This window comes from Ruminiclostridium cellobioparum DSM 1351 = ATCC 15832 (genome assembly GCF_000621505.1).
In the GTDB taxonomy this organism is placed as follows: domain Bacteria; phylum Bacillota; class Clostridia; order Acetivibrionales; family DSM-1351; genus Ruminiclostridium; species Ruminiclostridium cellobioparum.
In genome coordinates this window covers 1-25,350 of the sequence record NZ_JHYD01000027.1, presented here as the reverse complement: position 1 = coordinate 25,350, position 25,350 = coordinate 1, and the positions used below count along the sequence as shown (strand labels likewise).

The following is a 25,350-nucleotide window of genomic DNA, read 5'->3' as shown; positions in this document are numbered from 1 at the left end:
AAAGGTGGATTTGGAATGAAAACCAGATATTGTTTGCAGGATAGAATATTTAATATTGTAAATCATACTCTTCTGGCTGTATTTTTATTGGCTGTCATGTACCCGTTTATTTACTTGATAAGCTGCTCCTTTAGTTCAGGAGACGCATTGATGACCGGAAAAGTCAAAATATTGCCGGTTGAACCCACACTTTTGGGATACAAAACGGTATTCGCCTACGGTCCCATATGGACTGGATATTTGAACTCTCTTATCTACATGGTGTCGGGAACCATAGTCAGCGTAGTATTAACCATTATGGCCTCTTACCCGCTTTCCAGAGATGACATTAAGGGAAAGAAGCTTTTCATGGGATACTTCCTATTTACCATGATGTTTAACGGCGGACTGGTTCCAACATATTTGCTGGTAAAACAATTGCATATGATTGACACCATTTGGGCTATTATATTACCCACAGCTTTAAGTGCATATAATGTCATTGTTGCCAGGACCTTTTACAGACAGAATATACCTTTGGAGTTACTGGAGGCTTCCAGATTGGACGGCTGTGACGATTTCAGGTTCTTGCTTAAAATAGTAATTCCACTGTCAAAGCCCATAATAGCAGTAATCAGTCTTTGGGTGGCAGTAGCATTGTGGAATTCATACTTTTCAGCATTGATATATTTGCACTCCGAAGAGAAATATCCCTTACAGCTTATTTTAAGAGGAATTCTTATCATGGGAAGTACAGATCTGTCACAATCGGGGGTTGATCCCGAAATAAGGCTCAGGAACCAGTATCTTGGTGAAATGCTGAAATACGGTACCATAGTAGTCAGCAGCCTTCCGTTGATGATACTCTATCCTTTTGTTCAGAAGTATTTTGTAAAAGGAGTCATGATAGGATCGGTAAAAGGCTAAAAAATGAATAACTAAAATATTTTCTTATGAGCTCAAAGAAAATGTTTTATTATTATAAAAACAAATTAGGAGGAAAAGTCATGAAGAAGTTTGTATCAAAAGCTATTATTTGTGCCTCGGTCACAGCCCTGTTATTGACAGGTTGTGGATCAGGGACCAATACTGGAAGCACTGCAAGTTCTACTGCCGGAAGTTCCAGTGTTGAGGCGCAAAAGTCTGACATTACATTTCCATTAAAGGAGAAAGCCACTTTAACTGCATTCGTAATGACTCCTTACTCTGGAGAAAACGGCGACTATACCAACAATTATGTTACCGACTATCTGGAGAAAGAGCAAAATATCAAAATTGATTTCAAGTACTCTGTAACCGGAGACGACGGTAAAACCAAGCTTAACTTGCTTATGGCAAGCGGAGAAACATTGCCTGACATATTCTTATCAACAAAATGGTCTAAAGCCGAAACCACGCTTTATGGAAAGCAAGGCCTGATTATTCCGTTGAACGATTACTTAAAAGATGCACCTAACTGGAATGAATTAAATAAGGTTAGTCCGTTAAGATTGGGAGATATAACAATGCCTGACGGAAATATATATTGCTATGGAGACGATAACGAATGCTTCCATTGCATGTATCAGTCAAGAATGTGGATTTACAAGCCATGGGTAGACAAACTGGCAGGCGGAAAAATACCTGCAACTACAGACGAATTGTATACGTTCCTGAAGGCTGTGAAGGAAAAAGATCCTAACGGCAACGGAAAGGCTGATGAGATTCCATTTACCGGAAATATTGCTGCTGGAGGTTGGGCAACTGACCCCACAACCTTTATAACAAATGCATTTATTCAGAATAATAACATATTGTCAAATACCAACCCTGTAGTTGGTGCAGGCTTTGTTGTAAATAACGGTAAAGTAGAATATCAGTTTACAAAAGACGAATACAAAGATGCATTGATATACTTAAACAAGCTTTATAAAGAAGGTTTATTGGATTCACAGGCCTTTACCCAAAATGCAGACCAACAGAAGGCTACAGTACAGGGCACTCCTCAACTGGCTGCCATGGCACCGGGCGGTTGGTGGCCATGCAACACAGATGCTCTTGTAAAGGAGCAGGAAGGTTCATATCAAGACTGGGTGGTTTTAGAACCTGTAAAAGGACCCAAGGGAGTACAGCTGGCTGCCTACTATCCGACAAATTACTTCCAGAGCAACTATGGTTTAGTATCTGCAGACTGTAAGAATCCTGAACTGGCTGTTAAATTCTTTGATCTCCTTGCATCGCAAGAAATGACTCTGATTACACAGAATGGACCAAAGGGTATAGCATGGGATTATGTATCGGAAGGTACTTCAATTGCAGGAGGAGAAGCTAAATGGAAGAAAATACCTGCCAAGAAGTTAAGAAGCAGTCAGATTCCGGATTATACCGATGAAGGTTTGAATTTTGTAAAATATGTCTGGGATCCTGATGCAGTTATGACCCACAATACAAATGATTTCAGACTCAGCCAGTACTGCGCTAATCCCAAGACCAGCGTTGAGGCATTGCTGTATCAATGCGGTAAGGCATATTCAAAATACAAGCCTGACGACAGTACCATGCTTCCAAATCTTGCCTACACAGAAGAAGATGCCAAAAAAATTGCTGATTATACAGTTTCTATAGGCAAATTTGTAAATCAGGCTACAGTTCAGTTTATAACAGGTGATCTGGATATTAATACCTGGCAGACTTATGTAGACAAGATCAACAGTATGGATTTGGCGGGATATCTGGCAATTCAGCAGAATGCTTACGATCAATATGCTAAAAGTTTAGGTAAATAGGAATAATAGTTATTTTCCGATAAAGCCCTTACGGATTTTGTAAGGGCTTTATTTAAATAATTGCACACACGATTTGGAGTTTTAGAATTAATGTGATTAAATATAGATACCAATACCATATACTAGGCAGGTAGCCCATGAAGAAAAGATATATATCTTTATTGCTTTGCTTTTTGTCCATTTTAGCCTTGTTCGGGTGCTCAGTAAAAAGTGAGCCTGTAAAACTGTATTATTATTACTTCAATGCCTGCGGGGCATGTAATGAAAGCGGCAAGTTTTATGATATGGCAAGTTCTGTTTTAAAGGGCATTGACAGTTCCGAATATGAAATTATTACAGTTAACATTTTTAAGGAAGCAATGCCTGAAAGTCTTATGCTTTTTCTGAAGGCCAATAATATGAAAGCTGAAGATATCAGCTACCCTATGCTTACCTCCGGGAATAATTATATTATGGGTCTGGAAGATATAGAAAAAAATATGAGAGAGCTTTTGCTGAGCAGCATCAATAAAAAAAGCTTCAGTCCGGACAAGAAAAGCAAAGAACCCGCAATAAACTCCCCCGGACAGTTGAACACCCGGAAAGGCATACAGGGTACGACGGACAAAGACAGCTCATATTTTATATATTTCAATACATCATCCTGCAAAGACTGTAATGATACCGAGGAGTTTTTAAAAACACTTTCCAGCGGATACAAGCTGGACATTGAAGGAAAGACTGTAAATTCCATGCTGGTAATAGAACATAAAAATATTACTGAGGAAAATAATCTGGCATTGCTGCAAAGTCTTTTTGAATATTATGATGTACCCGAGGACAAACGTGAAGTACCTGTTATGTTTTATTCAAAGGGTTATATCAGCGGATACGACCATATAAAAAAGAATATGGAAAAAATAATAATTGGGGGAGAGGCTTTAAATTTTGATTATGACAGGCTTAACAGGGAAAATAATATAAAAAGCCTGACGCCTGAAAATATTCCGGGTATATTCCTTACCGGGCTTATAAATGGTATTAATCCCTGTTCCATATCCATGCTTTTTTTGCTTTTATCCCTTGTTATTTCTAAAAAGTCAAATATATTTAAATATGGCTTCAGTTACATTGCGGGTAAGATGGCAGCATATTTTTCCTTTGGAATAGCTGCTTACAAAATTATCACCGTAGTGGATTCAACGGCATTCAGAAATGTTCAATACGGAATAAGCATTTTCATGGTTATAATATCATTGATATTGGCGTTTTTGAATTTCAGAGATGCCTACTGGGCCAGGAAAGAAAAATATAATAATGTAAAAATGCAATTGCCGGGCTCATTAAGAAAGTATAACCACAGGCTTATAACATTTTTTGCCGAAAAAGCTGATTCAGGCTGGACTGTTTTTGTTATTTTCGTCTTGGGAGTTATAATTTCCCTCGGGGAATTTTTATGCACAGGTCAGATATATGTTGCTACAATTGTATACCTTGCTCAGAATACCTCGGGGCTGACGGGAACTACCGTTTTGTCATTTGTTATATATATATTGGCAGCCTCCCTGCCGTTGATTATGCTGGTTATCCTTGTGAACAGGACAAAAAGGCTATTGCTGGTTTCAGAGTTTGTAAGAAAGCATTTACCTGTAATAAAGATCATATTTGGAGTGACATTTCTTATATTTGGACTTATCTTTGTTACATACATTATTTAGCGGCTGAGTATACAAAACATGCAAAAACGTAATCAATGGAGAGAGTCGGCTATGTTTAAAAAGAGAAAAAACAAAGACCCAAAAGCTCAAGTATCTATTTTCAGTAGTAATAATGAATTGCTGTTCAACGGAGAATTGGATTCGATACCCATAAAGGAGGCTGTGATAATCAGTAAGAGCATTGAATTTTTTAATGATCACAATCCCTGTTACATACATCGGGGAGCGGTAACTGTAAGGTTGTTGGGTGAAATAGAAGCTTATCTGAAAATGCATGCGGAAAAAGTTTTTATTGTTGACAGACATGCCTGGAGTGTAGTTGACTATATTGACATAGACGGCATACACCGCATGGAAATTTCCTGATTATTAATGAAAGACTTAAAGGAGGAAACAAAATGAAGCAAAAACTTTGGTACAAATCACCGGCAAAGGAATGGAATGAAGCATTGCCCATAGGTAACGGAAGACTTGGGGCTATGGTATACGGCTGTGTGAAAAATGAAAACATTCAGCTAAATGAGGACAGCATCTGGTATGGTGATCCCATAGACAGAAACAATCCTGATGCGCTGTCCAATTTGCCCAAAATACGTAAACTGCTGGCTGAGGGCAGGATAAAAGAAGCCGAAAAACTGGCCGCTCTTGCACTTTCCGGAGTACCCGAAAGTCAGAGACCGTATCAGACTTTGGGAAACCTGAAACTCAATTTTGATATAGATGAGAGTGATATAAGAGATTACCGCAGAGAGCTTGATATTGAAAAGGCATGTGCTGCTGTAAAATTTGTTTCAAAGGGAGTTAAGTATACACGAGAATATTTTGCAAGTGCTGCCGATCAGGTCCTGGTAGTCCGGCTGACAGCCGATGCTCCCGGTAGGATAAGCTTTACAGCCAATATGAGAAGGGGCAGGTTCCTTGATAATTCCGGGGCCATAGACGGTAAAACCATAGGAATGTATGCAAGCTGCGGTACCGGCAAGGGTGTCAGCTTTTGTTCAATGGTCAGGGCGGTTTCCGAGGGAGGAAAAGTCAATACCATCGGTGAAAACCTCATTGTCGAGGAAGCAGATGCCGTAATCCTGCTCATATCTGCCGCTACCAGCTTTTATCACAAGGAATACGAAGCACAGTGCCTGAAATATCTTGAGGGAGCAGGAGAAAAAACATATGCAGGGCTGATGTCCAGCCACATTGAGGATTATTCGCAGCTGTACCAAAGAGTTAAGTTTGAAATTCCCAACGTTGAAGAGAGTGAGGAAATTAAAAGACTGGATACGGCAGAGAGGCTGGAAAGGCTAAAAATAGGAAAAGTCGACCATGAACTGGTATGCCTTTATTTCTGCTTCGGCAGATATCTGCTGATATCCAGCAGCCGTCCGGGAAGCCTGCCTGCAAACCTGCAGGGCATATGGAATCAGGATATGCTGCCTGCCTGGGACAGCAAATACACTATTAATATAAACACCGAAATGAACTACTGGCCTGCTGAGACCTGCAATCTTTCCGAGTGCCACATTCCTCTCTTTGATCACCTTGACAGGATGAGAGCACCAGGCAGAAGAACGGCCAGGGTAATGTACGGCTGCAGCGGCTTTGTAGCGCACCACAATACCGACATATGGGGGGACACGGCTCCACAGGATATATACATTCCGGCAACTTACTGGCCAATGGGTGCGGCCTGGCTCTCACTCCACCTGTGGGAGCACTATGAATTTGGTAGGGACAAGGAATTTTTAGAAGGTGCCTATCCCATAATGAAAGAGGCAGCGGAATTCTTTTTGGACTTTCTAATCGAGGACAGCAAAGGAAGACTCGTAACAAGTCCTTCTGTTTCACCGGAGAATACATATATACTGGAAAACGGTGAGAAGGGTTGTTTATGTACAGGCCCTTCCATGGACAGCCAGATATTATATTCACTTTTCACCGGATGTATGGAAGCTTCGGATATTCTTCATACTGACAGAGCTTTTGCAGAGAAGCTGATAAAAGCCAGGGACAGTCTCCCTAAGCCTCAGATAGGACGGTACGGGCAGATTCAGGAATGGTCGGAGGATTATGACGAAGAAGAGCCCGGACATAGACATATTTCACATTTATTTGGCTTACATCCGGGAAAGCAGTTCAGTAAAAGAAAGACACCCGATCTGGCAGCCGCCGCCGGAAAAACTCTCGAAAGGCGGTTGGCCCATGGCGGAGGTCATACAGGGTGGAGCAGAGCCTGGATAATAAATATGTGGGCAAGACTGAAGGATGGAGAAAAGGCATATGAGAATATTATGGAGCTGTTAAAAAAATCTACTCTTCCAAATTTGTTCGACAACCATCCGCCCTTCCAGATCGACGGAAATTTCGGAGGTACAGCAGGTATAGCAGAAATGCTGCTTCAGAGCCATGAGGGCGGTATTGAATTTCTGCCTGCTCTTCCGGATAACTGGAGCGAGGGAAGGGCAAAGGGGCTGGTTGCACGCGGCGGCTTTGAAGTAGAAATGGAATGGAAGGACGGCAGGCTCAGCCAGGCGGCTATCCTGTCACACTGCGGCGGAAACTGTAATATATTCACCTCAAAGGAATTTAAGGTGACCGATGAGGAAAAAAAGGTGGTTGAAACATCTTTGAATGGAGAAGTATTGTATTTCAATACCTTGAAAGGGAAAAAATACTATATAAGTGTTTCTTAAATTGTTAGGCTAATACTTCATGGTAAACAGAGCTTGCAGTGTCGCAGCTATTCTCAAATATTATTCATATGGAGTTTGTAATATGCCCTCCGGTATTCCCGGGGGGTTATTTTTTCGTGCTGCTTGAAAAGCCTTAAAAAATACTTGTCATCAGAGAAACCCAGTTCCGAAGAGATCTCCTTCACATTTTTATCCGATTGGATCAGCAGTTCCCTTGCTTTTGCAATTCTGATCTTGTTTATATATTCCTGCATGCTCATTCCCATATGCTTTTTGAAGTACCGTGCCAGATATTCCTTAGTGTAATTAAATTCATATGCTGCTGATTTCAGTGATATATGACGGGTGTAATGAGTATTTAACCATTCTATAATCGTTGAGAGCTTTTCCTTTCCGTCCATGTTCCCTTTTTTTCCTGATGCCTGGGAAAGGGTTTGTTCTGTGAGCTCGATAGCCAGTGAGGTCAAAAAGTAATTCATGCTGTGTCTTGTATAATAATTGGACTCTGAGACGTGAAGCAGCTGGTGAAATAAAATACTCAGTCTTTCCCGATTAAATTGACGAAAAAAGCCGGGCAGCAGGACTTTGTCCTCAAACCCTGCAAAATAGGGATTGTTATTTGTTAATTTTATATCTTCATCCGCCTCTTTCTCATCCAGAATAATATGATCCTCATTACATTGGAAGTGCAGCCAGAAGAAGGAGGTTCCCTTTGGTGAAACGTCATATCCGCTGTGGGTGTGGCCGGGAAGCAGCAGCAGAAAATCGCCTTCGCTTAAAACAAACCTTTCGTCGTCCTGCTGCATATATATGTTTCCGCGTATACCAATAATAATTTCAAAGCTGTCAATAACGCGTTCCATGTGCTTCCAGACCGTGTCGGAGGTAAATATTCCCGCTGATAAGAATTGCAAGGGTTTTGTTATGTCTGTTTTCAAATAATACATAGGTTAATATTATCCACCTTTTGTGTATTTTATCTACTTACAATTACTGCTTTATTTGTCATACTTATATTGTAAAGACATTTAGGCATAACAGCAATATGCAGTTTTTATACACCTTTAAAAAGGAGAGGGATTTCTATGGATAAAATTATTACGTCTCAGCCTGTTTCAATTAAAAACGTGACTGTTTCCGACCCATTCTGGTCGGAATATGTGGAACTTGTAAGAAATACTGTGATACCTTATCAGTGGGAGGCTTTAAATGACCGTATACCGGATGCTGAACCAAGTTTTGCCGTAAAGAACTTTAAGATTGCTGCAGGGCTTGAGAACGGCGAATTCGGAGGACTTGTCTTCCAGGACAGCGACATGGCCAAATGGCTGGAGGCAGTGGGTTACAGTCTTCAGAGCCACCCTGATCCGAAGCTTGAAGAAATAGCCGACGGAATTATTGATATTATTGAGAAGGCGCAGCAGCCCGACGGTTACCTGGATACTTATTTTATACTGAAAGAGCCAGGGAAAAAGTGGACAAATCTGCATGAGTGTCATGAATTATATGTTGCGGGTCATATGATGGAGGCAGCCGTTGCTTATTATAAAGCCACAGGGAAGAGAAAACTGCTGGATGTTATGTGCCGTTTTGCAGATAACATTGATTCTGTGTTTGGTCCTGAGCCGGGAAAACTTCAGGGATATGACGGACATCAGGAGATCGAGCTGGCACTTGTAAAGCTATATGAAGCGACCGGTAATGAAAAATATCTGAAATTGAGTAAATACTTTATAGATGAGAGGGGAAAAGAACCTAATTTCTTTATAAAAGAATGGGAAAGAAGAGGAGGATATTCTCACTGGGCCAAAGGACAGTTACCTTCACCCGAGCTTGAATACAATCAGGCGCATAAGCCTGTTCGTCTGCAGGAGGCGGCAGTGGGACACTCTGTAAGAGCTGTTTATATGTATACTGCCATGGCCGACCTGGCAAGAGAAACCGGTGACCAATCATTGCTGGATGCCTGCAAACGTCTATGGAACAATATGATAAACAAACAGATGTATATAACCGGAGGAATAGGCTCGACCCATCATGGAGAGGCATTTTCATTTGACTATGATCTTCCCAATGATACAGTATATGCTGAATCCTGTGCTTCGATAGGACTGATATTTTTTGCCCACAGAATGCTGCAGCTGGAGCAGCTTGGCGAATATGGAGATGTCATGGAAAGGGCCCTGTACAACACGGTGCTGGGTGCAATGTCCCGCGACGGAAGACATTTCTTCTATGTCAATCCACTTGAGGTCTGGCCCGAAGCTTCCGAAAAGAATCCGGGAAAACACCATGTGAAGCCGGTAAGGCAAAAATGGTTCGGCTGTGCCTGCTGCCCGCCGAATATTGCAAGGCTTTTAACTTCACTCAACCAGTATATTTATTCTTATAATCAAAATACAGTTTATACCCATCTTTATATCGGAGGGGAAGCTGATATAGGACTTGCGGCGGGGAATATAAAGCTGAAACAGGAAAGCAGCTATCCATGGGATGGCAGAATAAAAATGACAGTAGCGGCCTCAACTGCCGGAGACATATCACTTGCTTTCAGGATACCGGGCTGGTGCAAAAATTGGTCTGCTTCCGTAAACGGTAGAAAAGCCGACGGTGTTGCAAAATTGAAAAACGGCTATGCGTTCTTTACGGATAACTGGAAGGCCGGAGACGAAATTGAACTCTGTCTGGATATGAACATTGACATAATTCATGCAAATCCCAAAGTCCGTGCAAATGCAGGAAGAGTGGCAATTCAAAGAGGACCGCTGGTATATTGCCTGGAGGAGGTAGACAACGGTGGGATACTGTCTGCCATATCCATAGATGTCAATTCACAATTGTCTGCCCAAACAGACGAAAGTCTGACCCAGGGAGCAGTTGTCATAAAAGGAAAGGCATTCAGGACAGGTGAAGAAAATTGGGAAGATGTTTTGTACAAAACTTATTCGGACAATGAAAAGGAAGTGGATTTCAAAGCAGTTCCATACTTTATGTGGGGAAACAGGAAGCCCGGTGAAATGCTGGTGTGGATTCTTAGAAAGTAAAATATGAAAAATTGTTCAGATAACCGGCCGGATAGGCCGGTTATTTTTTGAATCCCCCGTTACTCATAATAATCTGAGCTCCTTAAAATAAAAACCTCCATAATTGATATTAATTCTAACATCAGCATGGAAGTTTGAAATATGCTACAAAATATAAAAATAAATCATCTGGGTTTGTTATCAAACGCAGGATTAAAGGCATAATAATTTCTGGAATCCAGATGGTCCCGAACCACTCTCAAAGCCTCGCCGAATCTTTGGAAGTGGACTACTTCTCTTTCACGGAGGAACTTTATGGGATCTTTAACATCCGGGTCATCCGCAAGCCTTAAAATATTGTCATAGGTGGTCCTTGCTTTCTGCTCTGCTGCAAGATCCTCAATAAGATCTGTTATTGGATCGCCTTTTGATTGGAAATAGGTAGCTGTAAATGGCATGCCGGATGCAGCTACGGGATACAGTGCAAGTGTGTGGTCGACAAAATAGGTATCAAAGCCGCTTTCCTTAATCTCATCAACTGTTAAATCCTTGGTCAGCTGATAAACAATAGCCGAGATTATTTCCATGTGAGCTAACTCCTCGGTGCCTATATCCGTCAATACGCCCTTGGTTTCCCTATAAGGCATGGTGTACCTTTGATTGAGGTAACGAAGAGAAGCGGCCAGTTCACCGTCGGGCCCGCCGGATTTAATATTTTACTAGTTATTCCGGACAGTTTTTATCTGTTAAATTGAGCATATTTTTTTGGAGAGATTCCGACAGCCTTAATAAAGGCTTTCAGGAAATTACTGTAGTCGTTGAAGCCGCATTTTTCACAGGTTTCTGTCACTGACCTTCCCTCGTTAAGCAAAGACTTGGCTATGGTTATTCTTCTTGCAGTAACATATTTATTTATTGTTGTGCCGGTGGCGGCCTTAAAAATACGGCACAGATATGAGCCGCTTATGTAAAAGTGGTTTGAAAGCGTTTCAATGGTCAGGTCGTTTTGAATATTCTGATTTATGTAGGTTAAAATATCGTCGACCTGGGCATTATGGGTTGACTGATTTTCTGTATGCTGATTATTGCAATTCTTGTTATAAATCTTATTTAAAAATACCATTAGTTCAATAAATGCAGCCTGTTCCGTCAGGTCGGAGCCAAAGCCGCCCGAGTCAAGGATTTTATGTATAAAATACATAAAACGTTTCTGGGCTTCAGGGTCAAGATGCAGTTTATGGGCAGCAGAGGACTCTCTGTGTTTAAAACAATTGTTCAGATCGGTTTTTTCAGAGGAAAGGTTTAAAAGGTAGTCGGGAAATATGGACAAAACGATCCTCTCATGAACCTCCTTGTCTATCTGGGTTAAATAGTGACTTTCATACTGATTTATTAAAAAAATGTCGCCGGGGATTATATCATAAAATCTATTATCAATGAGAAATTGCTTACCTCCGGAAATCGAATAATAGATCTCATAGCAATCATGTATATGCATGTCCATGGTTTTTTCTTCGTTGTACAGATGGGCTATGGAAAAATATTTTTGTGAAATGCAGGAGTTGATTGCCTGCTTGCATGAAGAAAATTCTCTCATTAAATTTCCTCCTATAAATAAGATTAAGAATTAACTCAATTATAATTTGTTTGTTCAATATTTGCAATATTTATGAAAATTTATCACAAGAATTAGTATAACCGTACTGCTATACTGAAATTGCAAAGACTTTTAGTTATAAAAATTTTTTTGCAGTTAATTTATTAACATAAGAAAGGTTGTGGTGAGATAACATGGAAATTCGAACAGCTGCATCACCTAAAGATGTGAAAAATTACACGACAGAAAGATTGCGGGAGGAGTTCCTGATACAGGGATTATTTCGATCCGATGAAATCAAGCTGGTCTACAGCCATATAGACCGTATCATAACCGGGACGGCAACCCCTGTATCCGGGAAATTGCAACTGACGGCCGGAGGGGAACTGCGGGCCGACTATTTCCTTCAGAGAAGAGAGCTGGGAGTTATCAATATCGGGGGGAAAGGTGAAATTACAATTGATGGCAGAACCTATGAAGTGGATTCCAGGGATGGCATGTACATTGGGCTGGGGGCGAAGGATATTTCTTTTGCCAGCCGGGACGGCAGCAATCCGGCAAAGTTCTATCTAAACAGTACCCCTGCTCACAAGGCTTACCCCACGGTTTTGATAAAAAGGGAGGGGAATGCCGGGGAAGGTGTCGTAATAATAAAGGCTGAGAACAAGGTTGAACTTGGCAGTCTGGAAGAATCAAACCACAGGGTCATTTGCAAATATATCCTTCCGGGCCAGGTGGAAAGCTGTCAGCTGGTTATGGGAATGACTTCCCTGAAACCCGGAAGTGTATGGAACACAATGCCCTGCCATACCCATGACAGGCGTATGGAAGTTTACCTGTACTTTGATATACCCGAGACTGCATTTGTTATGCATTATATGGGAGAACCTGCTGAGACAAGGCATATAGTTGTCCGGAATGAGGAGGCCGTTATTTCGCCAAGCTGGTCAATACATGCCGGAGCCGGCTCCAGAGCCTACACTTTCATATGGGGTATGGCGGGTGAAAATCAGGCCTTCAATGATATGGATGCCGTGGCCATGAAGGATTTAAAATAAAAAATTAAATGCTTATATACATAAAAAGCATGTATTTTGAGAGGAGAGGGCAATGAGTTTATTAAATCAGTTTTCACTGGAGGGTAAGATAGCACTGGTAACAGGAGCGTCCTACGGAATTGGTTTTGCAATTGCAAGCGCATATGCAGAAGCGGGAGCAACCATTGTATTCAATGATATAAAGCAGGAATTCGTCGACAAGGGAATTGCGGCATATGCGGAAAAGGGTATCGGAGCACATGGCTACGTATGTGATGTAACTGATGAAGCAAGAGTAAATGACATGGTTGCACAGATTGAAAATGATGTCGGAACAGTTGACATTCTTGTGAATAATGCCGGTATTATAAAGCGCATTCCCATGTGTGAAATGAGTGCCGAAGAATTCAGACAGGTTATAGATGTGGATCTTAATGCACCTTTCATCGTTTCAAAAGCAGTTATACCCGGAATGATAAAAAAAGGACACGGTAAAATAATAAATATCTGTTCAATGATGAGTGAACTTGGACGGGAAACGGTAGCTGCATATGCAGCCGCAAAGGGCGGACTGAAAATGCTTACTAAAAACATTGCCTCGGAATATGGAGAGTTCAATATTCAGTGCAACGGTATCGGCCCCGGTTATATTGCAACCCCTCAGACCGCACCTCTTCGCGAACTGCAGCCCGACGGCTCCAGACACCCGTTTGACCAGTTTATAATAGCTAAAACACCGGCTGCACGTTGGGGAGAAACTGCTGATCTACAGGGACCGGCCATTTTTCTGGCATCCCCGGCTTCGGATTTTGTAAATGGTCACATACTTTATGTAGATGGGGGAATATTGGCTTATATAGGGAAACAACCCGGGTAATAACAGAAAAATATATTGATAATATTAATGTATTGCTAAAATTCCCAACAAAACACCTGCGTATGTAAACAGTTAGAATAAATGTTTACATACGCAGGTGTTTTATTGTATAAACTATTCAGATTTGAAGTTAATGGAATAAAGTACCATGGTCATACTGCACACTCAGGGGCACCGCCACAGTTAAATGTAGGGATTCTGGAAAATGAAACATGCATTATACATGACGTAAAAACAAAGAAACAGCAGGAAAACATGTTCTCGGCAATGCGGACCGGTGAGAAAAGAATAATCCTGGGATATACTTCTAAAATGGGCAGATGAAGAGAATATTGAAGCACTCAAGCAGGATATCCAGCTCAGGGATAATAATAGGTTCCCAGACGATGAATTCAGGATTATTCTAAACAATCAAATATTTACTGATAAAGAGAAGGCGGGTGAATACCTGCTTATTTTATGTTCTCAGGCTAAAAAAGAGAATTGGAGGGATGTCGAAATCGGGCAATATAAAGGCTTCAATCTAACTCTCAATCACTCAATATTTGGAAGTGAGTTCAGTTTGAATTTAACCGGCAGATATAGGTATGAGATTGAGTTAAAGGGAAATGTTCTAGGGAACTTAACTCGTATTGATAACTTGAGTTTATAGAGCAGAAATTGAAGCAGTGTGATAATCAATTGGTCCAGCTCAGACAGGATCTCGAAACAGCCAGGGAAGAATATGAGAAACCCTGGCGTTTCGAAGAAGAATATAAGGCTAAGCTTACCCGCCAGGCCGAACTAAATATGGAGCTGGATATTAACAAGCAGGATGAAGTACTTGAATTATGATAAAGGAAAGGATGGATGTGATCATGACACATATAGTTGATGAAAAAATGAAGGATTTCATTGATTGCGAATTAACTAAAATTTCACTGGACAAAGATAGGGTTACCGAAGAAAAAAGACGGGTACGGACTGAAATATTCCGATTATATAAGGTTGAGAATAGTGAACGTACACCGGAGTATAACCAAAGACTTGAGATTTTGCAAAACTACGATAGGATGCTGGTCAAGCAGTATGATCTTCTCTGTAAGAGAGATATAGCATTATTTCAGATGGTAGCTGGTATTGAGAAAATGTCAATGGAAAGCGAATGCAGGGGGAGCCAGGAATTATACAATAATGAAGATACATTAGACCAATAGAATTATATATCTTAATATGTGCTATTTAAAATATTAAGCCGGTGTTCTGGGAAAAGACATTTTCAGTCTATTGCGACGTAAATTTGTTCTTTGAAAAATGAATAGTGCGGTGATGAGTGAAACTTGACATAGCAATCTTCCGGATGTAGTATTATTTGTAATCAATTACTTTGAAACGGGATTGTTAAATATTATGATATATGCCTTATACGCAAAGGTTAGTTAATTAAAATTTAATGTCTAAGGAGATGTTATCTCTACTGGTAAAGCATTAATAAGACTAGAATAGCAGGGGTAAATAGTATGGTAAAAGGTGAACTAATTGGAAGTGGTGCTACTGCAGATGTTTTTGATTGGACAGAGTGCACAATTATAAAAATATTTAACGATTATGAATCAGATATAGCTATAGAACAAGAAATCAATAATACAAAAGCCTTGCAAAGCTGTTCTTTTAAATACCCAAAGTTTATTCAAAGACTTGAATATGAGGGGAAACGTGCTATTATATATGAAAAAATTGTTGGTACTTCTATTTTAAAACAGATTGAGGCAAACCCGATTTCTTATAAAAAGTATGCTGAAAAGCTAGCCCATCTGCATTTTGAGATTCACAAAAATCATGTAAATGGAGTTAAAGAACAAAAACAATACTTTAAGGAACGTATTTCATATGCAGATGATTTAACCGATGATAAAAAAGAGAGGTTATATAAACTAATTGACAATATGCCAGACGGTGATTGCCTATGTCATAGCGATTTTCATCCAGACAACATTCTTAGCAATGAAAATGATGACTACATTATTGATTGGGCAGATTGCTGTAATGGAAATCCATGTGCAGATGTGGCAAGAACTCTATTGACATTAAAAATTGCGGAACTTCCTGAGAATGTTTCCATTTTCACAAAAACTATAATTACGTTTATTAGAAATAGGTTTAGTAATATATACACTAAAGAATATTTAAAGTTATCAGGAAAAACTATAAAACAAATTGCTGAATGGGAAGTTGCAGTAGCTGCATATCGCCTATGTGCTGCTAAGAAGACTGAAAAAAGTACTGTTTTAAAAACTATAAATAGGTATTTAGAAGAAGTTAGAACATAATAAAATTCATAGAGAAGTTGACTAAATTATTTGATTTTCATCTTATTTTCTATGATCCTATTGTAGTCACAGTTTAGAGCTAAAACTTCAAGTAAATATCATATAAATTACTACCGCACTATTTGAGAATTTAAAGTGCGGTTTTTTGCGTCTAAGTTCCGACGCAAAATGAATAGAAAACGGTGCGACAAGAAGTCGCTAAATGATAGTGTTTCAAGATAATGAAACCATACTAGTTACTGAGTATGTCCTCGCTCGAAACTGCATTCTGAGTAATTAGAATGTGGGTTGCAGGAGAGTTAAATACCTAATGCAAAACTTTACACAGGGGCTTGTGCAGGGTTAGAGGAAAGAATGAGAAAGTATAAACGAGAGTTGAACCTTTGTAATCTTCGTTAATTCAGATAAGTGTACTGTGGTTGAACAAGCTTAATATGGATAGGAAAGGCTGAATCGTTTTGCAGTCATGTAGTGACCCATATATCCATCGGAGTAAAGAAGGATGCTTAACTCATTAATTTCTATCGATAGCGGAACTTGGTAAGCCCTTTGTGTTCCCTTAGAGGTAGGGCAATCGTAAGAAAGCTACAACACCAGAGGGTAAAGGAATGTGGAGAAAGCGAAAGCTGACAGGGCGAAAGCCCAGAGGAAAAGATAACTCGTCAGATAGTGCCATATGGTTCACTCGAAAGAGGGCAGACTTCCACATGGTCATCAACACGGAAGAAAATGGAAAGAAGGCTCTTTAAGGAGGAATACGTTATGAAAACTATTAAGAAATTTAATACGTCGGCTGTTTCTCCACATATTACGAATTGGAACTCAGTCAACTGGAAGAAAATTAATGAGTATGTGAAGAAACTTCGTCAACGGATTTTTCGTGCCGAACAGCTTGGACAAAAAAGGAAGGTAAGAAAACTTCAAAGACTAATGATTAGAAGCAAAGCCAACCTACTACTGTCAATCAAAAGGGTCACACAGCTTAACAAAGGAAAACAAACGGCAGGTATAGACGGCTCTACTGTACTTACATCAGAAGATAGGAAAAAGCTCTACAACCAAATAAAAGATTATGATATTAAGTACATAAGACCTAAACCTGTAAAAAGGGTATACATTCCAAAGAAAAATGGAAAAATGAGACCCCTTGGTATCCCGATTATCAGAGACAGAATTTTTCAGAACATTGTGAAGAATGCTCTTGAACCCCAATGGGAGGCGAAATTTGAATCAACTTCATATGGATTTAGACCCAAAAGAAGTGCACAGGATGCAATAACGAATCTATATCTAAAATTGCATGCGGGAAGCACTAGACAATGGATATTTGAGGGTGACTTCAAAGGATGTTTCGACAATCTCAATCATCAGTACATCATGGACTGCATAGCTGAGTTCCCAGCAAAATATGCTATAAACAAGTGGCTCAAAGCTGGCTATGTAGATAATAATTCCTTTTGTGATACAAATGTGGGTACTCCACAAGGAGGAATAGTTTCTCCTCTATTAGCAAACATAGCACTACATGGAATGGAGGAAGAATTGGGAGTCAGCTTTTACTATGATAGAGGGCACAAATTGGGAAGGAATTCAGTGGGTGTAATAAGATATGCGGATGACTTTGTAATCATCTGTAAAACTAATAAAGAAGCTGAATCAATGTACCAAAAACTTAGTCCCTATCTGGATAAGAGAGGATTAACACTGGCTGAGAATAAAACGAAGGTTACACACATCAGTGAGGGATTCGACTTTCTAGGGTTCAATCTAAGACAGTACAAAACGAAAACAAAAACAGTACTGCTGATTAAACCATCCAAAGATAGTGTTAAAAAAGCTAAACAAGTAATAAAGGCTGTATTTAAACAGCTTAGAGGTAACCCAGTAAAAGACATCATTACGCAATTGAACCCCATAATCAGAGGTTTGGGAAACTACTGGTCGGGTCAAGCATCAAAAGTGACATACCGTATTATGGATAGATATGTATGGATAAAGATTAAGAAACATCTTAAAATTCTTCATCCGAAGAAATCCTTCAAATGGATACGTAAGAGATACTTTAAGCCAGACTACACAGGAGTTAGTAAAGACAGATGGCTACTTACTGATCCACATGATGAAATGACACAGATATTCAAAATGCAATGGATACCCATAATAAGGCATGTGTTAATCAAATACAGAAACAGCCCTGACGATGCAAGCCTAAGAGATTATTTTGATGGAAGAGATAAAAAAGAGTTTATATTAAACAATGTTCTAAGCAGAAGGAAAATTGCGAAAAGAAGTAATTATAAATGCAGGGTGTGCAATCAATCATTAGTGGATGAAGAACCTTTAAAAATCAATTATGTAATACCTAAATTGATAGGTGGAGATGAAAAATACGACAATTATGAACTATTACATCAAAGCTGCCACAGGCAGCATCTCCAACTGCTCGAAAAGTACGGCGGAGGAAAAACGCTTACAAAAGTACTTAATTACTTCGAAAAAAACGGAGTTGAACCGAACAGTCAAGAAGGTTACAAGTTGATGAGGAAATCATTTAAAAGATTTAAGTACCAATTTGTTTGAGGTAAAAAGATGGCTTGAGCCGTATGTATGGAAACATACCAGTACGGTTCTTAGGGGGGGAAAGAGCCGAAAGGCTCTCTACCTACTCGACGCGTAAATAAAGTAATGCTAATCTTTGAAAACTGAATAGTGTGGTAATCATATTAATCATTTAACTTGACTAAAGAACATTCCAGATATAGTATTATTTAGTAATATCCAAATATGTACAAAAGATTTTATATTTGAGGATGGAGGTATGTTTTAATGAGTCTTGATTTAGAGTTGAATAATGAGTTTAAAAAAGTAAAACATTCAAAACTTGGTGTTATAACATTTATTATTTTTATTTCAATGTTGGTTCCTTTTATAACTATATTGGCAGTTAGGTTTGGAATAATAAAGCTGGATCATGACTTTGCTCTAATAGTTAGGAATTGGATTATCTTTGCTCCCATTGTTTCTTTGATATTATCAATTATTGATTTAAAAAGACCAAATAGATCGAGGGCTTTACCAAACATCACATTAATACTGTCTAGTGTCCTATTAAGCGTAAGAATTATATTAAGTTTTTTATCTAGAATAGAAATATAGGTTATATTTCATAGGAATAATATAACTATTACCGCATATTCAGTTAAATGAATTGCGGTTTTTTATTGCGAAAAAATGAATTACATGTCAATAAGGTAAAGGAGAAATATATGGAATATGGACTAAATAAAGAAAATACAAATGAGCATAACATATTTATAAGTAGTATTGAAGCAGATTTGATTGATTCAATAGCTAATTTCATAGACATGGACAGTAAAAAAGTTGCATTCTTTATTGATAGAATAGGGTTCGCTTGGATTAATGAACCAGACATTATTGGAGTGACAGAAGTACAAAAAGAAAGAATAAGTGAGCTGAAAAATCTTCTAGGGAGGAGCTTCAATGGATAACCAATACATAGAAGATAAGTCGACTTTATAAAACTATTTTCATCGTTTACAAGTTTAAGTGAATCAAAACTTATGTCCTTTTTAGAAAAACATAATATATCTATGTTATTCGAGCATCCTAATGCAATAGGAGTACTCCCCGCACAATTAAACAAGATTCATCAGTTGAAAATGTTGGGTTCTTTATATAATAATCTAAAAGACCATAACCTTAAATACTGTATTGGATCATCAAATATTGCAATGGAATACTTCAAAAATTACTTGTGTGATATAAAGGATAAGGAACTATTTGTATGTGCTTATTTAGATGCAGCAAACAATGTTATTTCAACTGATAATATATACGGAACTGTAAGTGAAGTGTTTATATATCCAAGAGAATTTATAAGAAATGCTATTATGTTTGATTCCAGATCAATTATCATATCGCATAATCACCCAAGTGGGTCAGCAAGACCAAGTGATGATGATATTAATCTTACGAAATCCATAGCAAAAGCAACAGAAACAGTTGGCAGATCCCTTTTGCTGATTTGGCGAAAAGGGTATCTAAGAATTTGATTATACGGGTATGCTTTATGGCGTTCCATGACCTGACGGTCAAATACTTTAAATACCACTGTAGCGGATTTACCAATAGAAGAGAAATTGTAACATATGAAAAGCTGATAAATATTGTATTTGGAGTGAATTATGTATATTGGTATAGTGATATTAAATGCTACAAAGAAGAGATAAAAGGAATGTTTCCAAATATAAAAAAGCAGGAATTGTAACTTATGACAACCTGAATGTTTTACATATAGCAAACAAGGAAATAGTTTCACGGCTTTTAACAAATGTCAGCAAGCACTTTGGGGTGAAAGGGGAAAATGGCTCACCCTACGTTATCACTTCCCACCAATTAAGGCACAATGGAATTACCGACAGGCTCTATGAGGGATTTAGTCCGGTAGAAATAAAATATATGATGGCACAAAAAAGTGATACCATGATTTTAGAGGCATATAACCATATGAACCTGATGCCCGATAAAATAGCCGCCAAGCAAGCGCTTGTGCACATGGAAAGCTCAAAAGCAGAAGCTTATACGCCAACCTATTTTAAAGGCAGAATACTCAATCTTCATGAACAGGTTGAAAAAAGGTTACTGAAGAATTTGCGTACCCATAGGCTTAAACATGGCATATGTAGTGATGTTACAAGCTGCCAGAATGATAAACGGTATGAATGTCTTTCGTGCAGGCATTTCATACCGGATGGAAATGATCTGGAATTTGAAAATGAAGTTTTGCAGTGGGAGCGCAGAGCCGAAATATATAAGACTCATACGTATAAACTTGAGAATGCCCTCTACAACCTGAAAATGAACAGGGATATAGTCAAGCGAATCAAGGAGATGGCAGGAACGGAGGCAAAGAGTATATGAAAGATATTTCTTCTGAGTTGAAGGAAAAGCAGGAGCAGACAAGACAAGGAACAATTAAGAAAATTCAACATGCAATCAATGACCTGCAGGCCGAGGGGTATTTGATTGGAATTAAGCATCTGGTAGAGAGAACAGGCCTATGTCGATCTGTTTTCAGAAAGCCGCATGTACAAAAAATTCTGAAAGAAAATAAAATCGGAATCTATAGGGAGTCAAAGACTGTTCCTAACTCTGATGAAGACTATAGAACACTTGCTTTAACAATGGAGGAAGAGCTCCTGCGGGCCAATCATAAAATACAGAAATTAGAGGAGGAGTTAAAAGACAGGGATAGACGAATTGCCAGGTTAACAACCAGCCTTGAAGAAAAAACAAATGAATGTAAAGTATTGCGCGGGGAGATTTTCTCTCTTTCAAAAAAAGTTAAAATCATAGGAGCAGATTCTAACAATGCCTATAGAGCACAAAATAATCCTATATAAGCCACTTGAAATCAAACGAACATAATGCGTAATTAGCTTCAGAGGAATATGGGGATATAGAGTAGAATCTGATGTCAGAAACTAAAGTTTTCTTCGTTATCTCACAAGTAACCCATGTTAAATTTGTTTTATATCTTCTTCAATAAATTATAGAAAAATTGATATGTTTTCATGTATGGTCACGTTAAGATGGTAGTGTTGATAACAGGGACGGAGAAATAATAGGGCTGGAATGGCATGAAACAAGGGGCTTTCGAGATTTTTGCAGTTAGGAACTGGAACTCGAAAATTCCTTTTTTATTACTATGTGGGAATATATCCAAGAAAATGCATTTTATAGTTGAGTGAGCAGGTTAGATGTGTTACTCTAGTGACAGAGCATGTTAGATGTTTGGTTCTCACGACAGAACAGATTAGATGTTTTTTCGGCGAGAGAGCAGGTTGGATGTAGCGAATAATTCGAATTAAAGGGTAATAGATATAAGGGGTGTGTTTTTATGGATTATAAGAAAGCAGCTTCCTATTGGATTGAAAAGGACGAGAAGGCGGTCCCTATGGATCGTGACACTCTTTTGACATGGATAGAGAAGTTCATAATGGCGCATAATACTTGCGCCTTGGCCACAGGCTGCGGTGATTTTGTACGCTGCACGCCCATCGAATACAACTATAAGGACGAGAGTTTTTGGCTACTTTCTGAGGGAGGTCTGAAGTTCTATGGGCTGGAAGGCAACAAAAACGTCTGCCTTGCCATCTACGACGGCTATACCGGCTTCGATCAATTGGGCGGGATGCAGATCACCGGCACCGCAGACCTCGTGGAGCCGTGGACGGGTGAATACATGGACCTGTTGGAGTTCAAGAAGATTCCTGCCCAGAACCTGAAAAAGCTGCCGGCCATGTTGTACCTCATAAAAGTTACACCAACTTGTATTGACTTTTTGTGTTCAGAGTTCAAGAATTTGGGCTTTGATTCCCGGCAGCATTTGTGTTTATCCAATAGCGATGCTGAGTTAAAGGAGGTTTAAGTTAAAATGGTAATTGTTTATGAATCAAAAACGGGTTTTACAAAGAGGTATGCTGATATGCTCGCTGCAAAGACGGGTCTAAAGGTTTTCCGGGTAAAAGAACTATCAAAGGTTAATCAAGACGAAGAAATCATTTTTCTCGGCTGGATGAAAGTCGGGAAGATACAGGGTCTTGATAAACTACGAAAATATAACGTCAAAGCTGTTTGTGGATCGGGCACCGGACGAACCGCTGAGCCCGATACCGAAGCAGTTATCACAAGGAATAAGATCAAAGGCAAACCATTTTTTTATCTGCGCGGTGGATGTTTCCCTTTGAAAGAGTTAAAGAGCATGGATAAAATCATGCTTTCCATGTTTTTAAAGATGCTTAAAAGCCGCAGGGACAAAGATGAGAAGCGCGAAGAAGCCATATCTATCATTGAAAACGGTTTTGACGGCGTAAAAGAGGAAAATCTCGAGCCTGTTCTGGAATGGTTGAATACAAGGTAAAGGAGGGCTTTTTTTGAAAAATGTAGTAATAACCGGTAGTACACGGGGTATTGGGTTTTCTATGGCAACGGAGTTTCTGCGAGCCGGGTGTAATGTTACGCTGTCCGGCAGGGGTGAAGCGTTACCGGAAGCGACCAGCGCTTCACTGTCGCTCTTTAAGGGGAAATACATCTATGTTCCATGCAACGTCCAGAAAAAAGCAAGTCTGCAAAACCTCTGGGACGCTTCTTTGGAAAAATGGAGCAGGATAGATATATGGATCAATAACGCAGGGCAAAACACGCCGCACATGTTTTCGTGGGAAACGGGCGAAACTTACACCGAAAACATTATTGAGACAAATATTACCGGTATGATATACGGCTCACAGATTTCGGCAGCGGGGATGATCAAACAGGGGCATGGCGCGATATATAGCATGGAGGGTTTGGGCTCCAACAACATGATACAGCTTAAAACAATACTGTACGGTACCACCAAGCATGCGTTAACGTACTTTATGAAAGGGCTTGCCAAGGAACTGGAAGGCACGGGAATAATAGCGGGTAGGTTATCTCCGGGCATGATGCTGACTGATTTTATCACAAAAACGCCCGATGGTGAGCAGTCTGAGGTCATAGCAGATGAGAAGTTCAGAAAGATATTCAATATATTGGCCGACAAACCTGAAAATGTCGCAAAATTTTTCATACCAAGAATACTCACCAATACTAAGAACAATGCTCAAATCGCTTGGCTGACAAACAGAAAGGCTACATGGCGTTTTCTAACGGCGGGCTTCCGCAAAGACAGGCTGATTTAGAACAAAGAGGTCTAATAACTAAACAAATAAATGAATCAGAACCCGCATATAATAATATAGGGGTGCATATTTTATGATGAGAAAGATCAATTGGTTCCAACTTCTTGGGAGAGTAAATTATTTTGATGGTTTGAATTTTTTAGTTTCTTCTTTGGCAAGATAATTTTATTGTTATTTTATTTAGGTATTGCCAGAAATCCTATCAGATATGCATCTTTTAAGGATTTTTCTGGCAATATTTTGTTTTGAGCATAAATATCCCTGTTTCGTGGGGTCTAGCCCGTCCGGCAATGAGGACGGCCCTTGGGGGGGCAGTGGGAGCAATCTTTTAAAGATATGGCTCAAGCCGTCCTTCATACATTATCATTAGCTGACTTAATACTCTATCCCAATTCTTGTATCGCTGGGTCCATTTCTTCATAACATTAAGGGATGCTAAATAGAGCATTTTTTCCAAAGCACTATCTGCCGGAAATACGGTCTTCGACTTTGTCACCTTACGGAATTGACGGTGAAGGCCTTCAATAATATTCGTTGTATAAATGATTTTCCTAACTTCTTCTGTATATTTAAAAAACGGACACAGTACATCCCAGTTGCTCTCCCAGCTTCTAATAGCAAATGGATATTGTTTTCCCCACTTATCTTTAAGCTGATAAAGTTTTTCCAACGCAAGTTCCTCACTTGCTGCAGTATATACTTCTTTAAAATCTCTTGAAAATGCCTTTGAATCTTTGTATGATACATACTTAAATGAATTTCTAAGCTGATGGATTATGCATCTCTGAATTTCAGATTTTGGAAAAGCAGCTGAGATTGCTTCTTTTAACCCTGTTAATCCATCTACGCAAAATACAAGCACATCATCTACTCCTCTGTTTTTTAGTTCGTTTAATACACCTAGCCAGAATTTTGAAGACTCACTCTCACCAATCCATATTCCCAGAATATCCTTATTGCCTTCACTACTAACGCCAAGGACAACATACGCTGCCTTACTTACAATGCTTCCATTGTCTCTTATTTTGTAGTGGATTGCATCCATAAATACAAAAGGGTATATTGGATCAAGAGGCCTATTTTGCCATTCTCTTATTTCAGGAACTATTCTCTCGGTGATTTTACTGACCATTTCAGCAGAGAGCTCAATACCATAAATATCTTTAATCTGGTCATGAATATCCCTTGTTGACATTCCTCGTGAATAAAGTGATATCACTTTTTCCTCAATGCCTGAAATATCTCTTTTGTACTTAGGAACAATTTTAGGTTCAAATTCGCCGTTTTTGTCCCGTGGAATACTCAGATCAAACTCACCATACTGGCTCTTAACTGTTTTCTGAGTATGGCCATTTCGGTAATTATCTGTCTGCTTATTCTTAACATCATTTTTATCATACCCGAGATTAACATCCATTTCAGCTTCAAGCATTTCTTGAATGATATCTTTAAATCCATCTCTCAGGTAAGCATAAATCTCTCCTGGATTTTTAAAGTCATTTTCCTTGATTATTTCCCGAATTACATTCTTAGGAATTGTACTCATAAAAAATCTCCTCCTCAGCATTTGTTTAAATTCTTGCCAAGAAGGAGCTATTTCCTTAGTTCAAACCATCAAAAATTTTTACATTCTC

General features: G+C 39.2%; 25 protein-coding genes. 21 read left to right on the top strand and 4 right to left on the bottom strand.

The features are described 5' to 3' along the window. Window positions 1–15: 15 nt before the first annotated feature. The 5 genes from T344_RS0111525 to T344_RS0111505 all read left to right on the top strand — a co-directional run bounded on the left by T344_RS0111525 (window position 16) and on the right by T344_RS0111505 (window position 7,128). Window positions 16–906, top strand: coding sequence for a carbohydrate ABC transporter permease (locus T344_RS0111525; protein WP_027628841.1), 891 nt, complete (start codon window positions 16–18; stop codon window positions 904–906). Between the two features lie 80 nt (window positions 907–986). Further along, window positions 987–2,744 carry an ABC transporter substrate-binding protein gene (locus tag T344_RS0111520; RefSeq protein ID WP_027628840.1) on the top strand — a complete coding sequence of 586 codons (1,758 nt, stop codon included), beginning with the start codon at window positions 987–989 and terminating at the stop codon, window positions 2,742–2,744. A 137-nt stretch (window positions 2,745–2,881) separates the two neighbouring features. Further along, the gene (locus T344_RS0111515) at window positions 2,882–4,441 is read left to right on the top strand and encodes a cytochrome c biogenesis CcdA family protein (RefSeq protein WP_027628839.1); all 1,560 of its coding nucleotides are present in this window, start codon (window positions 2,882–2,884) and stop codon (window positions 4,439–4,441) included. Window positions 4,442–4,492: 51 nt separating this feature from the next. Beyond that, window positions 4,493–4,807, top strand: coding sequence for a hypothetical protein (locus T344_RS28060; RefSeq protein WP_034861185.1), 315 nt, complete (start codon window positions 4,493–4,495; stop codon window positions 4,805–4,807). Between the two features lie 32 nt (window positions 4,808–4,839). Next, window positions 4,840–7,128 carry a glycoside hydrolase family 95 protein gene (locus tag T344_RS0111505; RefSeq protein ID WP_027628838.1) on the top strand — a complete coding sequence of 763 codons (2,289 nt, stop codon included), beginning with the start codon at window positions 4,840–4,842 and terminating at the stop codon, window positions 7,126–7,128. 53 nt (window positions 7,129–7,181) lie between these two features. On the opposite strand, the gene T344_RS0111500 is transcribed toward T344_RS0111505, so the two are convergent. After that, the gene (locus tag T344_RS0111500; protein ID WP_027628837.1) at window positions 7,182–8,075 is read right to left on the bottom strand and encodes an AraC family transcriptional regulator; all 894 of its coding nucleotides are present in this window, start codon (window positions 8,073–8,075) and stop codon (window positions 7,182–7,184) included. A 138-nt stretch (window positions 8,076–8,213) separates the two neighbouring features. Between T344_RS0111500 and T344_RS0111495 the strand changes: the two genes are divergently transcribed. Continuing rightward, complete coding sequence (locus tag T344_RS0111495) at window positions 8,214–10,172, top strand: glycoside hydrolase family 127 protein (protein ID WP_027628836.1); 1,959 nt, start codon at window positions 8,214–8,216, stop codon at window positions 10,170–10,172. Between the two features lie 164 nt (window positions 10,173–10,336). Here the strand turns inward: T344_RS0111495 and T344_RS0111490 are convergent, their stop codons facing one another. Beyond that, window positions 10,337–10,864, bottom strand: a complete 528-nt coding sequence (locus tag T344_RS0111490; protein WP_004625371.1) for a manganese catalase family protein — start codon at window positions 10,862–10,864, stop codon at window positions 10,337–10,339. Window positions 10,865–10,890: 26 nt separating this feature from the next. Further along, entirely contained in the window at window positions 10,891–11,748 is an 858-nt protein-coding gene (locus tag T344_RS0111485) for a helix-turn-helix domain-containing protein (protein WP_027628835.1), read from the bottom strand. Between the two features lie 194 nt (window positions 11,749–11,942). Here T344_RS0111485 and kduI point away from each other — a divergent pair, with 194 nt between their 5' ends. From kduI to T344_RS0111405, 15 genes are all read left to right on the top strand, one after another. After that, window positions 11,943–12,806: a 5-dehydro-4-deoxy-D-glucuronate isomerase gene (gene kduI, locus T344_RS0111480; RefSeq protein ID WP_027628834.1), complete on the top strand. Its 864-nt coding sequence runs from the start codon at window positions 11,943–11,945 to the stop codon at window positions 12,804–12,806. A gap of 52 nt (window positions 12,807–12,858) precedes the next feature. After that, window positions 12,859–13,662: a gluconate 5-dehydrogenase gene (locus T344_RS0111475; RefSeq protein ID WP_027628833.1), complete on the top strand. Its 804-nt coding sequence runs from the start codon at window positions 12,859–12,861 to the stop codon at window positions 13,660–13,662. Between the two features lie 105 nt (window positions 13,663–13,767). Beyond that, on the top strand, window positions 13,768–13,986 hold the full coding sequence (locus T344_RS0111470; RefSeq protein WP_027628832.1) for a hypothetical protein: 219 nt from the start codon (window positions 13,768–13,770) through the stop codon (window positions 13,984–13,986). 336 nt (window positions 13,987–14,322) lie between these two features. Then, a complete protein-coding gene (locus tag T344_RS31000; RefSeq protein ID WP_154669442.1) occupies window positions 14,323–14,496 on the top strand; it encodes a hypothetical protein in 174 nt (57 codons plus the stop codon). Further along, a complete protein-coding gene (locus T344_RS0111460; RefSeq protein ID WP_027628831.1) occupies window positions 14,493–14,858 on the top strand; it encodes a hypothetical protein in 366 nt (121 codons plus the stop codon). The genes T344_RS31000 and T344_RS0111460 overlap by 4 nt, the downstream gene beginning before the upstream one ends. Window positions 14,859–15,161: 303 nt before the next feature. Then, complete coding sequence (locus T344_RS0111455; RefSeq protein WP_027628830.1) at window positions 15,162–15,971, top strand: aminoglycoside phosphotransferase family protein; 810 nt, start codon at window positions 15,162–15,164, stop codon at window positions 15,969–15,971. A gap of 762 nt (window positions 15,972–16,733) precedes the next feature. Continuing rightward, complete coding sequence (gene ltrA, locus T344_RS0111445) at window positions 16,734–18,551, top strand: group II intron reverse transcriptase/maturase (protein ID WP_027628829.1); 1,818 nt, start codon at window positions 16,734–16,736, stop codon at window positions 18,549–18,551. Between the two features lie 246 nt (window positions 18,552–18,797). Continuing rightward, a complete protein-coding gene (locus tag T344_RS0111440) occupies window positions 18,798–19,127 on the top strand; it encodes a hypothetical protein (protein ID WP_027628828.1) in 330 nt (109 codons plus the stop codon). 110 nt (window positions 19,128–19,237) lie between these two features. Next, on the top strand, window positions 19,238–19,480 hold the full coding sequence (locus T344_RS0111435) for a hypothetical protein (protein ID WP_027628827.1): 243 nt from the start codon (window positions 19,238–19,240) through the stop codon (window positions 19,478–19,480). 72 nt (window positions 19,481–19,552) lie between these two features. Continuing rightward, window positions 19,553–20,044: a JAB domain-containing protein gene (locus tag T344_RS29720; protein WP_051571774.1), complete on the top strand. Its 492-nt coding sequence runs from the start codon at window positions 19,553–19,555 to the stop codon at window positions 20,042–20,044. A gap of 157 nt (window positions 20,045–20,201) precedes the next feature. Continuing rightward, window positions 20,202–20,912, top strand: a complete 711-nt coding sequence (locus tag T344_RS0111425) for a site-specific integrase (protein WP_027628826.1) — start codon at window positions 20,202–20,204, stop codon at window positions 20,910–20,912. Then, window positions 20,909–21,394 (top strand): DUF6262 family protein, encoded by a 486-nt coding sequence (locus T344_RS29715; protein WP_027628825.1) that lies wholly within the window; start codon window positions 20,909–20,911, stop codon window positions 21,392–21,394. The genes T344_RS0111425 and T344_RS29715 overlap by 4 nt, the downstream gene beginning before the upstream one ends. Before the next feature lie 497 nt (window positions 21,395–21,891). After that, entirely contained in the window at window positions 21,892–22,422 is a 531-nt protein-coding gene (locus tag T344_RS0111415) for a pyridoxamine 5'-phosphate oxidase family protein (protein WP_027628824.1), read from the top strand. A 6-nt stretch (window positions 22,423–22,428) separates the two neighbouring features. Beyond that, window positions 22,429–22,914 carry a flavodoxin domain-containing protein gene (locus T344_RS0111410; protein ID WP_027628823.1) on the top strand — a complete coding sequence of 162 codons (486 nt, stop codon included), beginning with the start codon at window positions 22,429–22,431 and terminating at the stop codon, window positions 22,912–22,914. Between the two features lie 13 nt (window positions 22,915–22,927). Then, window positions 22,928–23,716 (top strand): SDR family NAD(P)-dependent oxidoreductase, encoded by a 789-nt coding sequence (locus T344_RS0111405; RefSeq protein WP_027628822.1) that lies wholly within the window; start codon window positions 22,928–22,930, stop codon window positions 23,714–23,716. Window positions 23,717–24,044: 328 nt separating this feature from the next. Here the strand turns inward: T344_RS0111405 and T344_RS0111400 are convergent, their stop codons facing one another. After that, entirely contained in the window at window positions 24,045–25,262 is a 1,218-nt protein-coding gene (locus tag T344_RS0111400) for an IS256 family transposase (RefSeq protein ID WP_027628821.1), read from the bottom strand. Window positions 25,263–25,350 lie beyond the last annotated feature (88 nt).

What these genes read in the sequence shown, in the direction of transcription:
- T344_RS0111415 (WP_027628824.1), top strand. Translation starts at nt 21,892, where the DNA reads ATGGATTATAAGAAAGCAGCTTCCTATTGGATTGAAAAGGACGAGAAG.
- T344_RS0111505 (WP_027628838.1), top strand. Translation starts at nt 4,840, where the DNA reads ATGAAGCAAAAACTTTGGTACAAATCACCGGCAAAGGAATGGAATGAA.
- T344_RS0111425 (WP_027628826.1), top strand. Translation starts at nt 20,202, where the DNA reads ATGCTACAAAGAAGAGATAAAAGGAATGTTTCCAAATATAAAAAAGCA.
- T344_RS0111435 (WP_027628827.1), top strand. Translation starts at nt 19,238, where the DNA reads ATGGAATATGGACTAAATAAAGAAAATACAAATGAGCATAACATATTT.
- T344_RS0111525 (WP_027628841.1), top strand. Translation starts at nt 16, where the DNA reads ATGAAAACCAGATATTGTTTGCAGGATAGAATATTTAATATTGTAAAT.
- T344_RS0111410 (WP_027628823.1), top strand. Translation starts at nt 22,429, where the DNA reads ATGGTAATTGTTTATGAATCAAAAACGGGTTTTACAAAGAGGTATGCT.
- T344_RS0111440 (WP_027628828.1), top strand. Translation starts at nt 18,798, where the DNA reads ATGAGTCTTGATTTAGAGTTGAATAATGAGTTTAAAAAAGTAAAACAT.
- T344_RS28060 (WP_034861185.1), top strand. Translation starts at nt 4,493, where the DNA reads ATGTTTAAAAAGAGAAAAAACAAAGACCCAAAAGCTCAAGTATCTATT.
- T344_RS0111520 (WP_027628840.1), top strand. Translation starts at nt 987, where the DNA reads ATGAAGAAGTTTGTATCAAAAGCTATTATTTGTGCCTCGGTCACAGCC.
- kduI (WP_027628834.1), top strand. Translation starts at nt 11,943, where the DNA reads ATGGAAATTCGAACAGCTGCATCACCTAAAGATGTGAAAAATTACACG.
- T344_RS29715 (WP_027628825.1), top strand. Translation starts at nt 20,909, where the DNA reads ATGAAAGATATTTCTTCTGAGTTGAAGGAAAAGCAGGAGCAGACAAGA.
- T344_RS0111460 (WP_027628831.1), top strand. Translation starts at nt 14,493, where the DNA reads ATGATAAAGGAAAGGATGGATGTGATCATGACACATATAGTTGATGAA.
- T344_RS0111515 (WP_027628839.1), top strand. Translation starts at nt 2,882, where the DNA reads ATGAAGAAAAGATATATATCTTTATTGCTTTGCTTTTTGTCCATTTTA.
- T344_RS0111500 (WP_027628837.1), bottom strand. Translation starts at nt 8,075, where the DNA reads ATGTATTATTTGAAAACAGACATAACAAAACCCTTGCAATTCTTATCA.
- T344_RS0111455 (WP_027628830.1), top strand. Translation starts at nt 15,162, where the DNA reads ATGGTAAAAGGTGAACTAATTGGAAGTGGTGCTACTGCAGATGTTTTT.
- T344_RS0111475 (WP_027628833.1), top strand. Translation starts at nt 12,859, where the DNA reads ATGAGTTTATTAAATCAGTTTTCACTGGAGGGTAAGATAGCACTGGTA.
- T344_RS0111485 (WP_027628835.1), bottom strand. Translation starts at nt 11,748, where the DNA reads ATGAGAGAATTTTCTTCATGCAAGCAGGCAATCAACTCCTGCATTTCA.
- T344_RS0111495 (WP_027628836.1), top strand. Translation starts at nt 8,214, where the DNA reads ATGGATAAAATTATTACGTCTCAGCCTGTTTCAATTAAAAACGTGACT.
- ltrA (WP_027628829.1), top strand. Translation starts at nt 16,734, where the DNA reads ATGAAAACTATTAAGAAATTTAATACGTCGGCTGTTTCTCCACATATT.
- T344_RS29720 (WP_051571774.1), top strand. Translation starts at nt 19,553, where the DNA reads ATGTCCTTTTTAGAAAAACATAATATATCTATGTTATTCGAGCATCCT.
- T344_RS0111400 (WP_027628821.1), bottom strand. Translation starts at nt 25,262, where the DNA reads ATGAGTACAATTCCTAAGAATGTAATTCGGGAAATAATCAAGGAAAAT.